The organism is Kocuria sp. CPCC 205260 (assembly GCF_040981045.1).
GTDB classification, from domain to species: Bacteria; Actinomycetota; Actinomycetes; order Actinomycetales; family Micrococcaceae; genus Kocuria; species Kocuria palustris.
In genome coordinates this window covers 244219-257645 of the sequence record NZ_JAVKPT010000001.1, presented here as the reverse complement: position 1 = coordinate 257645, position 13427 = coordinate 244219, and the positions used below count along the sequence as shown (strand labels likewise).

Sequence of the window (13427 nt, the reverse complement as noted above, 5' to 3'; positions counted from 1 at the left end):
GGCGCACGGCAGAGACGGAGAAGCACCGAATGACTGAGCGCACCCTCATCCTGGTCAAGCCCGACGGCGTCGAGCGCGGCCTGACCGGCCAGGTCCTGGCCCGGGTCGAGGCCCGCGGCTTCCACCTGGCCGAGCTCAAGAAGCTCGACGCCACCCGCGAGATCCTGGAGCAGCACTACGCCGAGCACCAGGGCAAGCCGTTCTTCGAGCCGCTCGTCGAGTTCATGATGTCCGGGCCCGTGGTGGCCGCCGTGTTCGAGGGAGAGTCCGTGATCGAGTCCTTCCGCGCCATGGCCGGGGTGTCCGATCCGGTCAAGGCGGCCGCCGGGACCATCCGCGGCGACCTGGCCCGCGACTGGGGCGAGAAGGTCCAGAAGAACATCGTGCACGGCTCCGACTCCTCCGAGTCCGCCGAGCGCGAGATCGGCATCTGGTTCGCCTGAGCTGAAGTCCACCGCAGCATCACGACGGCCGCACCGATCCGCTCGGTGCGGCCGTCGTCGTACCTGCCGCGCGGCGACGCGCCGGTGGAGTGTGAGCCGTTGCACACTCACGGGGCGCACCAGTAGGTTGCTGAAGGTCCCGTGCACGCGCGCACGGAAGACGATCCCACCCCCGAAGGAGACGCCGTGAGCACCCCGGAGCGCAGGGCTCAGGACCTGCTGGAGCAGGTCAGCGGCACCGGCATCCCGGTCGCGCAGCTGCTGTGCGACCGCCACGATCCGCAGGCCGTGGCCTTCACGGTCGTCGAGCAGGACCTCTCCCGCCGAGATCTGACCTACGGGCACCTCACCGAGCGCTCGCAGCGCGCGGCGGCGGCACTCGCCGAGCTCGGAGTGGGACCCGGTGACCGGGTCGCCACGCTGATGGGCAAGGGCGAGGACCTGGTGGTGACGCTGCTGGGCATCTGGCGCCTGGGCGCGATCCACATCCCGCTGTTCACAGCCTTCGCCCCGTCCGCGATCGCCCAGCGGCTGCTGCCCAGCCAGCCTCATGTGGTGGTGTGCGACGCCTCCCAGCGCTCCAAGCTGGACTCCGAGCAGCTGCGCGGCGAGGACGCCGGCTGGACCGTCGTGACGGCCGACGACGGCTCCGGCGAGCCGGTCGTGGCCCCTGCGCTGGAGCAGCTGATCGAGCAGCAGCAGGCAGGCCTGCCGGCAGCGCTTCGCGACCGCGACGATCACCTGGTGCACATCTACACCTCAGGAACCACGGGATCGCCCAAGGCGGTCCCGGTCCCAGTGCGCGCGCTGGCCGCGTTCGGCATCTACCTCGAGTACGGGCTCGACGTGCGCGCGGACGACGTCTTCTGGAACGCCGCCGATCCCGGATGGGCCTACGGCCTGTACTACGGGCTCATGGGCCCGCTGTTCATGGGGCGGGCCAACATCCTGCTGCGCGGCGGCTTCAGCCCCGAGCTGACCTGGCGGCTGATCGCCGAGCTCGGCGTCACCAACCTCGCGGCGGCTCCGACCGTGTACCGGGTGCTGCGCTCCGGGTCCGGTCCGGACCAGCCTCTGAGCGTGCGCGTGGCCTCGTCTGCCGGAGAGCCCCTGAACCCGCAGCTGGTCGAATGGGCAGAGCAGCATCTGGGCACGGCCATCCGCGACGACTACGGCCAGACCGAGATGGGCATGTGCATCGTCAACGGCTGGCACCCGGACGTGCTGCGCCCGATCGAGCCCGGCTCCATGGGCCGGCCCCTGCCCGGATTCGCAGCGCAGGTCCTCGAGCTCGAGGCGGATCGGCCCGCCCCTGACGACGAGCCCGGCCGCCTGGCGATCGTCCTGCCGGACAGCCCCCTGATGTGGTTCACCGGCTACGTGGACGAGCCCGAGCGCACAGCGCAGCGCTATTCGCGCGACGGGAGCCTGTATCTGACCGGGGATCTGGCCCGCAGGCTGTCCTCGGGGGCGTTCGCCTTCACCTCGCGCGACGACGACGTCATCCTCATGGCCGGGTACCGGGTGGGCCCGCTCGAGGTCGAGTCGGCGCTGATGGGCCACCCGGCCGTGGCCGAGGCAGCCGTGATCGGCGTGCCCGACGAGCTGCGCGGAGAGGTCGTGGAGGCCTTCGTCGTGCTGCGCGACGACGTGCAGCGGGCGGACGGCCTGGGCGAGGAGATCGCCCGGTTCGTGAAGACCGAGTACGCCGCGCATGCCTTCCCGCGCCGGGTCCACCTGGTCGACGAGCTTCCCAAGACCCCGTCGGGCAAGGTCCAGCGCAATGTGCTGCGCGCCCAGCGCAAGGAGCAGGGCGCCGGGATCGGCGAGCGCTCCTGAATCCCGATCCCGCGGCCAGCGCACATCGAGACCCGAACCTTAACGAGAACCCCAAGGAGAGACCATGCAGCTGAAGGACACCGTCGCCCTCGTCACCGGAGCGGCCTCAGGACTCGGCGCGGCCACCGCGGCCGCGCTCGTCGCCCAAGGAGCCACCGTGTACGGCGTGGACCTGCAGCCCTCGATCGACAAGGCCGAGGCCCAGGACGGCGTGCACCTGATCGCCGCGGACGTCACCGACCCCGAGGCCGTGCAGGCCGCCGTGCAGGAGGCGGCAGCGGCCGGCCCGCTGCGCCTGGCCGTGAACTGTGCTGGCATCGCCCCGGGCCAGCGCATCCTCAGCAAGAAGGGCCCCCACGACATCGGGCTGTTCCAGAAGGTCGTGGAGATCAACCTGATCGGCACCTTCAGCGTCATGACAGCTGCGGCGGCCGCCATGGCCGAGCTCGAGCCGGTCGACGACGACGGCCAGCGCGGCCTGATCGTCTCCACCGCCTCCGTCGCGGCCTTCGAGGGCCAGATCGGGCAGGCCGCCTACGCGGCCTCGAAGGGCGGCGTCCACGCGCTGACGATCTCGGCGGCCCGAGACCTGGCCTCGAAGGGCATCCGTGTGTGCACGATCGCCCCGGGAATCGTCGAGACGCCCATGATGGCCGGAATCGACCCGGACTTCCGCGCCGGGCTGGAGGCCACCGTCCCGTTCCCGGCGCGCCTGGCCCGCCCGGAGGAGTACGCGCGCCTGGTGAGCATGCTCGTCGAGCACGACTACCTCAACGGCGAGACGGTGCGCATGGACGGCGCGCTGCGCATGCCGCCGCGCTGAGCACTGGGAAGTCCCCTGAGCGGATTGCGGAGGTTCGGGCGCAGCCCTAGGCTGAGAGTCCCTCCCGATCGCGGACGGGCCGTTCCGCGGCCCGCGCAGATGCGGGGGAATGACAGTGCGAACGCCCCGGAAGTCCTCTTCCGGGGCGTTCGTCCTCTCTCAGGTCGGCACCCGCTGGACGGGTACTGCGGGGATTCAGCCGAACATGGTGCCGGAGAACCGCACCAGCACGGCGCCGAAGATGATCACCACGATCAGCACGGCCAGCCCGATGCTCCACAGGCCCGCGCTGGAGCGGGCGGCAGCCGAGCCCGGCAGCGCGCCGGTGCGCACGCCGCGCCCGATCGTGGACATCAGCAGGAACGGGTGCACGAGCCACACGAGCATGCAGTACAGGCACAGGGCGTTGATCTGGAAGGTGGCCTCGAACCAGAGCCAGATCAGGAAGACCTGCCCCAGCACCAGACCTGCGATCAGGCCCCACCAGAACCAGCTGCGGAAGCGGGCACCGGCCAGCACGGCGACCGCGACCACGATCACGACCGCGTAGGCGACCAGGCCGATCAGTGGGTTCGGGAATCCGAAGACCGCCGCCTGGTCGGTGCGGATCACGGTGCCGCACGAGAGCACCGCATTGATGTCGCAGGCCGTGGTGTGCAGCGGGTTCTCCAGGATCTGCAGCTTCTCCCCGACGAGCGAGATCGAGGCGTACAGCCCGGCGGCCGCAGTGATCAGGGCCAGGATCGCCCAACCGGTCTCGCCTGCCGGGCGGGGGGAGGTTGGCTCGGAGCCGCGCGCGGCGGCGTGAGCGCGGCCCGGCTCGTCAGTGGGGGAGTCCAGAGTGTCTCGAGTGTTCACCCTCCCGATCCTACGGGCGCGCCGATGGGTAGTGAGGGTCGCGGCGATCACCCCGGGCCCGGACGTGATGTGCCTCATTCCGGGGGAGCGCTGTGTCAGAATGTGAGCGGTCCTCCTTCGGCCGCACCCGTGGGAGGGTCCGTCGACGGCTCCGACCCGGTCGGCGCGGCCGCAGCTCTCGGAAGGATCGAGCGCGTCCGCCGCCCGGACAAGATCGGCCGTGAGCAGGGTCCTACAGGGCCCGCCCCGGCGACTCGGATCCGTGACGGCCTGCGCGCCCGGCGATCAGCGCCCCCGCGCAGCGCACACACACGACTTCTTGCAGCAGCCGCGCGACCCCTCGGGGCCACGCACGGCGCTCACGACCGGGGGACCGCCGGGTGCGGACGGCTGGTACCCGCAGGAGCACAGCACACATGGCATCAGAGCAGGCACAGCCCGAGTCGGACTCCTCGCCGGAGGGCGCGAACGTCCCGGCGGAGAACCCCTCCACCGATTCCGCTGACCCGTCGGCCCAGACCGAGATCGACCTGGGCGCAGCGGCTCAGGACACCCCCACGGAACCCCGGGCGACCACCGCTGAGACGGCATCCGCTGAGCCGGCCTCGACGGATCCCGCCCCGTCGGCGGACGCCGGGACCGAGCAGGCCGAGGCCGGCGGCAAGAAGAGCCTGACAGACCAGACCGAGCAGACGGAGTCGGCGCAGGACGAGGAGTCCCAGCAGGAGGGCGAGCGCGTCGAGACCGAGGGCCAGGCCGCCGAGCAGGCAGATCCGGCGCAGACCGCCTTCGAGGCGCTCGAGTCCGCAGAGCACACGCAGGAGCAGGCCAGCACCACGATCCTGCGCACCGCGCCGCTGGGCGGCAGCGAGCAGACCCAGGAGGCGCAGAGCCAGCAGCAGCCGGCCCAGCAGGAGCCGCCGCAGCAGGGCAAGGACGAGGAGACCAAGGACGAGCAGCCGGCGGCGGATCCGTTCGCCGCGTTCGGCGCGGCTTCGGCCACCTCGCTGCTCTTCCACGCCCCGGCCCCGGAGGATGTCGCCGCGGCACGGGAGCGCGCCGAGCGCGAGCGCGAGGAGGCTCGTCTGCGCGAGGTGCAGGAGGAGGAGCAGGCCGAGGAGGCCGAGTACGAGGACCCGGAGCCCGGTGCGGGGGTCACGAGCCGACGTCGGCGCAGGCGCCGTCGCGGCTCGGAGGATCTGGAGCTGATCGGCGGGGACGACGGCGACCCGGAGCAGACCATCACGCGCATCCGCACCGCGCGCGTGGTCGACGGCTCCGCGCCCACCACCGTGCAGTCGGTCAAGGGCTCCACGCGCCTGGAGGCCAAGAAGCAGCGTCGTCGCGAGTCGCGTCAGACCGGGCGCCGCCGCCAGGTGATCACCGAGGCGGAGTTCCTGGCTCGTCGGGAATCGGTCGAGCGGACCATGGTGGTGCGGCAGAAGAACGACCGCATCCAGATCGGCGTGCTCGAGGACGGGATCCTCGCGGAGCACTTCGTCTCGCACACCCAGCAGGACTCGCTGATCGGCAGCGTCTACCTGGGCAAGGTCCAGAACGTGCTGCCGTCCATGGAGGCCGCCTTCGTGGACATCGGCCGCGGCCGCAACGCCGTCCTCTACGCCGGCGAGGTCGACTGGGACAAGGCGAGCCTCAACGGTGCGGCCAAGCGCATCGAGAATGCGCTGAAGCCCGGAGACCCGGTGCTCGTGCAGGCCACCAAGGACCCGGTGGGGCACAAGGGCGCGCGCCTGACCAGCCAGATCTCCCTGCCGGGGCGCTACCTCGTGTTCGTGCCCGGCGGCTCGATGACCGGCATCTCCCGCAAGCTGCCCGACGTCGAGCGCCAGCGGCTGAAGAAGATCCTCAAGGACCACCTCCCGGAGGGTGCGGGCGTCATCGTGCGCACCGCCGCCGAGGGGGCTTCGGAGGAGGAGCTGACCAACGACATCAACCGCCTGCGCACCCAGTGGGAGCAGATCCAGGAGAAGGCGGCCCAGGGCAAGACGCTTGCGCCGGAGCTGCTGTACGCCGAGCCGGATCTGACCATCAAGACCGTGCGCGACGTCTTCAACGAGGACTTCACCGCCATGCACGTCCAGGGCCAGGAGGCCTGGGACGGCATCGAGGCCTACGTGACCTACGTGGCTCCTGACCTGCTGGACCGCGTCCACCGCTGGGACGGGGACGAGGATCTCTTCGCCCACTACCGGGTGGACGATCAGATCTTCAAGGCCCTGGAGCGCAAGGTCATGCTGCCCTCGGGCGGCTCCCTGGTGATCGACCGCACCGAGGCCATGACCGTCGTCGACGTCAACACGGGCAAGTTCACCGGCTCCGGCGGCAATCTCGAGGAGACCGTCACCAAGAACAACCTCGAGGCGGCCGAGGAGATCGTGCGGCAGCTGCGCCTGCGCGATATCGGCGGCATCGTGGTCATCGACTTCATCGACATGGTGCTCGAGGCCAACCGCGACCTCGTGCTGCGGCGCCTGGTCGAGTGCCTGGGTCGCGACCGCACCAAGCACCAGGTCGCCGAGGTCACCTCGCTGGGGCTCGTGCAGATGACCCGCAAGCGCATGGGCACCGGCCTGCTCGAGGTCTTCTCGGAGGACTGCGAGGCCTGCGACGGCCGCGGCGTGGTCGTCCACGATCACCCGCTCAAGGGCCGCAGCTCGGGCTCCTCGGACAACCGGCAGGGTCGCAACGACCGCAAGCGCAGCCGTCGTCTCCCGGGCGCTCAGGACGAGCAGCGTCCGCGCGCCGAGGATCCGGAGCAGGCCAAGCGCGCACAGGCCACCCGAAGCGCCCTGGCCGCGATCGCCTCGGCCAGCGGCCACGACACCGACTCCTCCGCCTCGGCAGGAGAGCGGACGGAGGCAGCCTCTGCGAGCGAGTCCGCCGGGGACCAGGAGTCCCAGGGCCAGCGCACGCAGGAGTCCCAGGACTCCCGCGAGAGCGGCAAGCGTCGTCGCAAGCGCCGCGGCAAGCGCTCGCGCGGCCGCGGTCAGGACGGCCAGGCCCCGCAGGACCAGAACGATCAGGACCGCAGCGACCAGGCCCAGAGCGACCGGCAGGACTCCCCGCAGGCCGATCCGGGGCAGGGCCAGGACACGGGCGCCCAGGCAGAGCGGGGCCGCGGTGAGTCGGACGGCCGCTCCGGGCAGCGCCGGCAGCGCGGTGAGCGATCCTCCGGCCGTGGCGGCCGCGGCCGGTCCGAGGCGCAGTCCGGGGCCCGCTCCGAGGACGAGACCCGCTCCCTGATCGAGGCGCGCATCCGTGCGGCCTCCGGCGAGGCTCCCGAGGCGAGCGCCCCGCGCGAGGACGCGGCGGATCAGTCGGCCCCGGAGAAGGAGGCCGACGGCGAGTCCACGCCGCGAGAGGCATCGGAGCCGAAGCGCCGGGACGCCGCTCAGGGCCCCCAGGGACGACGTGAGCGGCGATCGCGCACGGCGCGAGCCGAGTCGCAGGAGGCGGCCCAGGGTGCTTCCCAGGGCGAGCAGGCGGCTGCCGCTCAGCAGAAGCGTCGCAGCCGCACCGCGGCCGCTGCCCAGGCGGCGCCGGAGCCGGTCCAGGCCCCGGCCGCACCGACGGCCCCGGCCGCTCAGGGCACGGCGACGGTGCGCGATGCGGACGCGGAGCAGGCCGCCCCGGTGCGCCAGCGGGCCCGTCGCTCGCGCCGTGCCGCAGCCCCGGCGGGCACGCCCGAGGTCCCGCAGTCGGCTCCCGCGGCTCCGGGCGCCGCGGCGACCGTGACCGCAGGCACCGCCTCGGTGGTCTCGACCTCCGACGGAGCCTCGCAGGTGACGATCAACGGCGAGGTCATCGAGCTGCCGCAGGGCCACAGCGCCGCCGAGGCGCTGGGCGCCGGCGGCTCGACCGGCTCGCAGCTCGAGTCGCTGGCCAGCACCATGGGCGAGCGCGAGCCCGGTGCCGCCGGACCGCGTCGCCGCCCGCGCCGCTCGCGGCGCGCCAGCGCGCCCGAGGCCGCTCCTCAGACGGGCGCGGAGCAGTCCTCGCCGCAGGACGGTCACGGGCGCACCTGAGCGCAGGGCCGCACCGGCGAGCAGCCGGCCCCGCTGAGCCGCGTGCATGACGGCCGCCTCCCCGAGCGGGGAGGCGGCCGTCATCGTCTCCCAACAGAGCAGCCGGATCACGTGTAGACTGAGCAGGCACGACACGGGGTGCCGCCCGAGCAGGCGGCTGAGAGCACACCCGTAGAACCTGAACTAGTTCGCACTAGCGGAGGGATTGTCGCCTTGATGCACAGTCACACCCAGAGTCCATCGCAGTCCGCCCACCAGCCCGTCTCGGAGCGGATGGCCCGGCTGCTCGAGCAGCTGCGCAGCACTCGCCCCCTGGTGCAGTGCCTGACCAACACGGTGGTCTCCAACTTCACCGCCAACGCCCTGCTGGCCCTCGGCGCTGCTCCGGCCATGACGGACATCCAGGGGGAGGCAGGGCCGTTCGCCGAGGTCGCCGACGGCATGCTGATCAACCTGGGCACCCCGGATCCCGAGCAGCGCGGCGCCATGCGCGAGGCCGCTGCCGCGCGACAGGCCTCAGGCCGCCCCTGGGTGCTGGACCCGGTGGCGATCGGCTCGCTGCCGATCCGCACTGCCCTTGCCGCCGAGCTGCTCGAGTCCCGTCCGGCGGTGATCCGCGGCAACCCCTCGGAGGTCCTGGCTCTGACCGGAGGGGCCGGGGGCCGCGGCGTCGACACGACCGATGCCCCGGAGGCCGCCGTTCAGGCTGCCCGGCAGCTCGTATCGACCGGCAGCGCCGATGCCGTGGCCATCTCCGGGCCCGTCGATCTGATCGTCTCCTTCTCGGCGACGCTGAGCGTGCCGCACGGGCACGAGCTGCTGACCCAGGTGGTGGGCGGAGGATGCGCCCTGGGCTCCGTGATCGCGGCCTTCGCCGCCGTCGCGCAGGACCCCGCCGAGGCCGCTGCGGCCGGGAGCCTGGTCTGGGGGCTGGCGGCCGAGGACGCCGCCGATCGCTGCCAGGGCCCGGGGTCCTTCGCCGTGCATCTGCTCGACTCCCTGCACGGGCTGCGCCCCGAGGACGTCGCCGAGCGCTGCCGTGTCGAGGCAGCCGATGCCTCGAACGCCGCGGACGGTGCCGCCGCCGGGGCGGGTCAGGCCGAGGAGGCCGGGCGATGAGCCCCCGATTCGACCCCGCCGCACTGTCGCTCTACCACGTCACCGACCCCCAGCTCAGCCGGACTCGCAGCGTCCCCGAGGTCGCGCGGCTGGCTGTCGAGGGCGGGGCGAGCATGATCCAGGTCCGAGCCAAGGACGCCTCCGGACGCGAGCTGCTCGAGCTGCTCGAGGCCGTCGTGTCGGCCGTCGACGGCGCGGCCCCGGTGGTCGTCGACGATCGCGTGGAGTGCCACCTGGCCGCACGCGCCCGGGGGATCGCATGCGACGGCGTCCACATCGGCCAGTCGGATCTGCCCCCGGAGGACGCCCGGCGCCTGTGCGGACCGGAGGCGATCATCGGGCTCTCTGCGGCCTCGCAGGACGAGATCGCAGCTGCCGCGGCACTGCCCGCGGGCACGGTGGACTACCTGGGCATCGGGGCGGTGCGGGCCACGGAGACCAAGCCCGACGCCCCGCAGCCGCTGGGCATCGACGGCTTCGCCCGGGCCCGAGCCCTGAGTGCCCTCCCGGCCGTGGCCATCGGCGGGATCCGGCCGGAGGACGTCGCGGGGCTGATGGCCGCAGGTGCCGACGGCGTGGCCGTGGTCTCCGGGATCTGCTCGGCTGCCGATCCGCGCCTGGCGGCGCAGACCTACCGACGGGAGATGCAGCGATGAACTCGACGACCTGGAGCACGACCAGCACGCGCGCCGTCCCGCGCGTCCTGTCGATCGCCGGAACCGATCCGACCGGCGGCGCCGGTCTGCATGCGGATCTGAAGACCATCAGCGTCCTGGGCGGCTACGGCATGGGTGCGGTCACCGCTGTCATCGCGCAGAACACCTGCGGTGTGCGCTCGATCCACACGCCGCCGCCGGAGGTGCTGAGGGATCAGCTGCTGGCCGTCTCCGACGACGTCGTCGTGGATGCCGTGAAGATCGGCATGCTGGGCAGCGCCGGTGCGGTCGAGGTCGTGGGGCAGTGGCTGCAGGAGCAGAAGCCGCCGCTGTGCGTCATCGATCCCGTCATGGTCGCCACAGCCGGTGGGACGCTGCTGGAGTCCGAGGCGCTCGGCGCCGTCCTGGAGCTGCTGGGCTCCGCCGACCTGGTGACGCCGAATCTCACGGAGCTCGCCTCCCTGCTGGACCGGGCGCCGGCGCAGGAGTGGTCCGAGGCCCTTGAGCAGGGACGGCGGCTGGCCGATCGGCTGGGCGTGCTCGTGCTCGTCAAGGGCGGGCACCTGCCGGGGGAGCGCACCCCTGATGCGCTGGTCGCGCCAGGGCAGGAGGAGCCGGTGGCGCAGTGGGACGCAGCGCGGATCGACACGAGCTGCACCCACGGCGCGGGCTGCTCCCTCTCGAGCGCGATCGCCGTGCTGGCGGCGCGCTCGGGGCGTCTCCCGGAGTCCGTGGAGGCGGCGCGGGGCTGGCTGCGCGGAGCGCTCGAGCATGCCGAGGAGCTCGAGGTGGGGCGGGGCAGCGGTCCGGTGCACCACGGGCACCACCTGGCACCGGCCCTGCGCGGGATGCTCGGGGCGTGACCCGGATGACGACTCGCGCGGGGGCGATGTCCTTGTCCGCAGCGGTGACGATGGAGTAATCTGCTTGTTCAGTGCCATGCCGCATGACCCCTCGTGACACCGTCCATGTCATGAGTGCGGGACTTCGGAAGGCACACCCGGGTGCAGCTCCTGACCGCTGAGAAGCCGCGTCGGCCGTACTGTCTCCATCCCACTGGCAGGCCGACGCCACGGTGATCTCGGCGTCGTCAGTCAGGCAGGAGCGTCTGCGCCCCCAGACAGTGATTTCTACTCGAGAGAAGTGAGTTCCCCGTGGTTTACGCGATTGTCCGCGCAGGCGGCCGCCAGGAGAAGGTTGCCGTCGGCGACCTCGTGACCCTCGACCGTGTCGCCGGTGAGACTGGCAGCACCCTCGAGCTCCCCGCGCTCCTGCTCGTCGACGGCGACAAGGTGACCTCCGAGGCCGAGAAGCTCTCGGGCGTCAAGGTCACGGCCGAGGTCGTCGAGAACCTCCGCGGCCCCAAGATCCGCATCATGAAGTACAAGAACAAGACCGGCTACAAGAAGCGCCAGGGTCACCGTTCTGAGCTGACCACCGTGAAGGTCACCGACATCAAGGCCTGACCCACCCGGTCACCCTCTCCACACTCCATGGGTCCGCCCGAGCCTCCGCGGCTCGAACCGGACCGACTAGTGAAAGCAGGCAGCAGCCATGGCACATAAGAAGGGCGCAAGCTCCACCCGCAACGGCCGCGACTCCAACGCCCAGTACCTGGGCGTCAAGCGCTTCGGCGGCGAGTCCGTCAACGCCGGCTCGATCATCGTGCGTCAGCGCGGCACCCACTTCCACCCCGGTGAGAACGTGGGCCGCGGCAAGGACGACACCCTGTTCGCCCTGGCCACCGGCCAGGTGGCCTTCGGGACCAAGCGCGGCCGCAAGGTCGTCAACGTCCTCGCAGCGGCTGAGTGACCCGGCGACCGCTGCAGCGACCCTGAGGGGGCGCTGCAGCGGTCGCTCGACGCGGGATCATCCGCGTCACGCTCACCATGAGGAGTCAGAGGGTGGGTGCCACGTGCGCCCGCCCTCTCTTCCGTTTCAGGACCCCGCCGGCTGAACGCCTGGCGGAACGCACATTTCGGCGCCCTCAGGCGCCGATCAGCTGCCGGCGCGGGACGCCCGGCAAGGAAGGGAGACCATGGCCGAGTTCGTCGACCGAGTGGTCCTCCACGCAGCGGGCGGCAACGGCGGCCACGGCTGCGTGTCCGTCCGACGCGAGAAGTTCAAGCCGCTGGGCGGACCGGACGGCGGCCACGGAGGCGACGGCGGCTCCGTGATCCTGCGGGTCGACGGTCAGTCCACCACGCTGCTGCCGTATCACCGCTCCCCGCACCGCTCGGCGCCCAACGGCGGCCCGGGCATGGGCGATGACCGCAACGGGTTCAAGGGCGAGGACCTGATCCTCTCGGTCCCGGACGGCACTGTCGTGAAGGACCGCGACGGTGAGGTCCTGGCGGATCTGGTCGGCGTCGGCTCCGAGTTCGTGGCCGCCGCCGGCGGTCAGGGCGGGCTCGGCAACGCGGCCCTGGCCTCTCCCAAGCGCAAGGCCCCCGGCTTCGCACTGCTGGGCCTTCCCGGCGACGCCCGGGACGTCGTGCTCGAAGTCAAGTCCCTGGCGGACATCGCGCTGGTGGGCTACCCGTCGGCCGGAAAGTCCTCGCTGATCGCGGCCATGTCCAAGGCGCGGCCCAAGATCGCGGACTACCCGTTCACGACCCTGGTCCCCAACCTGGGCGTGGTCGAGGCCGGGCAGTACCGCTACACCGTCGCCGACGTCCCCGGCCTGATCCCCGGCGCGTCCGAGGGCAAGGGCCTGGGCCTCGAGTTCCTGCGCCACGTGGAGCGCTGCGCCGCCCTGGTGCACGTCATCGACTGCGCCACCCTCGAGCCCAACCGCGACCCGATCTCCGATCTGGAGGCGCTCGAGGCCGAGCTGGCCGCCTACGCGATCGACGGCAAGCTCGACGGCGGCCGCTCCATCCCGCTGCTGGAGCGCCCCCGCCTGGTGGTGCTCAACAAGATCGATGTCCCCGATGCCCGCGAGCTGGCCGAATTCGTGCGCCCGGACCTTGAGGAGCGCGGCTACCGCGTTTTCGAGGTCTCCACGGCCTCGCACGAGGGGATGAGCCTGCTGGGCTACGCCATGGGCGAGCTCGTCGAGCAGGGCCGCGAGGCCGAGGCTCCGGATGAGACCGCACCGGCCGTGCTGCGGCCCGAGCCGCTGCGCACCCGTCGCGGCGGGAAGGTCGGGGTCCCCGACTTCACGATCACGCGCGAGGAGCGCGGCCTCGAGCCGCTGTGGCACGTGCGCGGCGAGAAGCCCGAGAAGTGGGTCCTGCAGACCGACTTCAACAACGAGGAGGCGGTGGGCTACCTGGCCGACCGCTTCGCCAAGCTCGGCATCGAGGACGAGCTGTTCCGCCAGAAGGCCCGACCCGGCGACGCCGTGCTGATCGGTCCCGAGGAGGACGGCGTGGTCTTCGACTGGGAGCCCACCATGGTCGGCGGCGCCGAGCTGCTCGCGGCACCGCGCGGCACGGATCCGCGACTGCAGGACACCACGAGCCGTCCCACGCGCGAGCAGAAGCGCCGGGAGTTCTACGATCGGATGGATGCCAAGACCGCCGCGCGCGACGAGCTCGAATCGGAGCGCCTGGCCGGCGTGTGGACCGAATCCGTCGACGAGAAGCGCCGAGCCCGTCAGCAGGGCGGCAGCCAGGGCCAGGACACCACCGAGGACTGA

The 13427-nt window shown here is 72.0% G+C and carries 11 protein-coding genes and 1 riboswitch; of the genes, 10 read left to right on the top strand and 1 reads right to left on the bottom strand.

What is annotated here, in order from left to right; translation table 11 throughout:
• Window positions 1-29: 29 nt before the first annotated feature.
• The 3 genes from ndk to RF645_RS01070 all read left to right on the top strand — a co-directional run bounded on the left by ndk (window position 30) and on the right by RF645_RS01070 (window position 3105).
• Complete coding sequence (gene ndk / locus RF645_RS01080) at window positions 30-443, top strand: nucleoside-diphosphate kinase (protein WP_058871003.1); 414 nt, start codon at window positions 30-32, stop codon at window positions 441-443.
• A 186-nt stretch (window positions 444-629) separates the two neighbouring features.
• Window positions 630-2282 (top strand): AMP-binding protein, encoded by a 1653-nt coding sequence (locus RF645_RS01075; protein ID WP_058871002.1) that lies wholly within the window; start codon window positions 630-632, stop codon window positions 2280-2282.
• Window positions 2283-2346: 64 nt separating this feature from the next.
• Entirely contained in the window at window positions 2347-3105 is a 759-nt protein-coding gene (locus RF645_RS01070; RefSeq protein ID WP_006214632.1) for an SDR family NAD(P)-dependent oxidoreductase, read from the top strand.
• Between the two features lie 195 nt (window positions 3106-3300).
• On the opposite strand, the gene RF645_RS01065 is transcribed toward RF645_RS01070, so the two are convergent.
• On the bottom strand, window positions 3301-3963 hold the full coding sequence (locus tag RF645_RS01065; RefSeq protein WP_053447262.1) for a vitamin K epoxide reductase family protein: 663 nt from the start codon (window positions 3961-3963) through the stop codon (window positions 3301-3303).
• Window positions 3964-4379: 416 nt separating this feature from the next.
• On the opposite strand from RF645_RS01065, the gene RF645_RS01060 reads away from it, so the two are divergent.
• The 7 genes from RF645_RS01060 (at window position 4380) to obgE (ending at window position 13427) form a co-directional block, all read left to right on the top strand.
• Window positions 4380-8009, top strand: coding sequence for an Rne/Rng family ribonuclease (locus RF645_RS01060; RefSeq protein ID WP_058871001.1), 3630 nt, complete (start codon window positions 4380-4382; stop codon window positions 8007-8009).
• Window positions 8010-8133: 124 nt separating this feature from the next.
• Window positions 8134-8232: riboswitch (TPP riboswitch) on the top strand.
• Window positions 8226-9128, top strand: coding sequence for a hydroxyethylthiazole kinase (gene thiM / locus RF645_RS01055; protein WP_058871000.1), 903 nt, complete (start codon window positions 8226-8228; stop codon window positions 9126-9128). Its footprint overlaps the riboswitch before it by 7 nt.
• Window positions 9125-9784, top strand: coding sequence for a thiamine phosphate synthase (gene thiE, locus RF645_RS01050; RefSeq protein ID WP_058870999.1), 660 nt, complete (start codon window positions 9125-9127; stop codon window positions 9782-9784). Before thiM ends, thiE begins: the two co-directional genes overlap by 4 nt.
• Window positions 9781-10647 carry a bifunctional hydroxymethylpyrimidine kinase/phosphomethylpyrimidine kinase gene (gene thiD, locus RF645_RS01045; protein ID WP_058870998.1) on the top strand — a complete coding sequence of 289 codons (867 nt, stop codon included), beginning with the start codon at window positions 9781-9783 and terminating at the stop codon, window positions 10645-10647. Before thiE ends, thiD begins: the two co-directional genes overlap by 4 nt.
• A gap of 291 nt (window positions 10648-10938) precedes the next feature.
• Window positions 10939-11250 (top strand): 50S ribosomal protein L21, encoded by a 312-nt coding sequence (rplU, locus tag RF645_RS01040; protein ID WP_006214638.1) that lies wholly within the window; start codon window positions 10939-10941, stop codon window positions 11248-11250.
• An 88-nt stretch (window positions 11251-11338) separates the two neighbouring features.
• Entirely contained in the window at window positions 11339-11596 is a 258-nt protein-coding gene (gene rpmA, locus RF645_RS01035; RefSeq protein WP_006214639.1) for a 50S ribosomal protein L27, read from the top strand.
• A 226-nt stretch (window positions 11597-11822) separates the two neighbouring features.
• A complete protein-coding gene (gene obgE / locus RF645_RS01030) occupies window positions 11823-13427 on the top strand; it encodes a GTPase ObgE (RefSeq protein ID WP_058870997.1) in 1605 nt (534 codons plus the stop codon).

Bases quoted from the DNA above. Each gene is read 5' to 3' on its own strand.
- thiD (WP_058870998.1), top strand. From the start codon at position 9,781: ATGAACTCGACGACCTGGAGCACGACCAGCACGCGCGCCGTCCCGCGC.
- RF645_RS01060 (WP_058871001.1), top strand. From the start codon at position 4,380: ATGGCATCAGAGCAGGCACAGCCCGAGTCGGACTCCTCGCCGGAGGGC.
- obgE (WP_058870997.1), top strand. From the start codon at position 11,823: ATGGCCGAGTTCGTCGACCGAGTGGTCCTCCACGCAGCGGGCGGCAAC.
- thiE (WP_058870999.1), top strand. From the start codon at position 9,125: ATGAGCCCCCGATTCGACCCCGCCGCACTGTCGCTCTACCACGTCACC.
- thiM (WP_058871000.1), top strand. From the start codon at position 8,226: ATGCACAGTCACACCCAGAGTCCATCGCAGTCCGCCCACCAGCCCGTC.
- ndk (WP_058871003.1), top strand. From the start codon at position 30: ATGACTGAGCGCACCCTCATCCTGGTCAAGCCCGACGGCGTCGAGCGC.
- rpmA (WP_006214639.1), top strand. From the start codon at position 11,339: ATGGCACATAAGAAGGGCGCAAGCTCCACCCGCAACGGCCGCGACTCC.
- RF645_RS01070 (WP_006214632.1), top strand. From the start codon at position 2,347: ATGCAGCTGAAGGACACCGTCGCCCTCGTCACCGGAGCGGCCTCAGGA.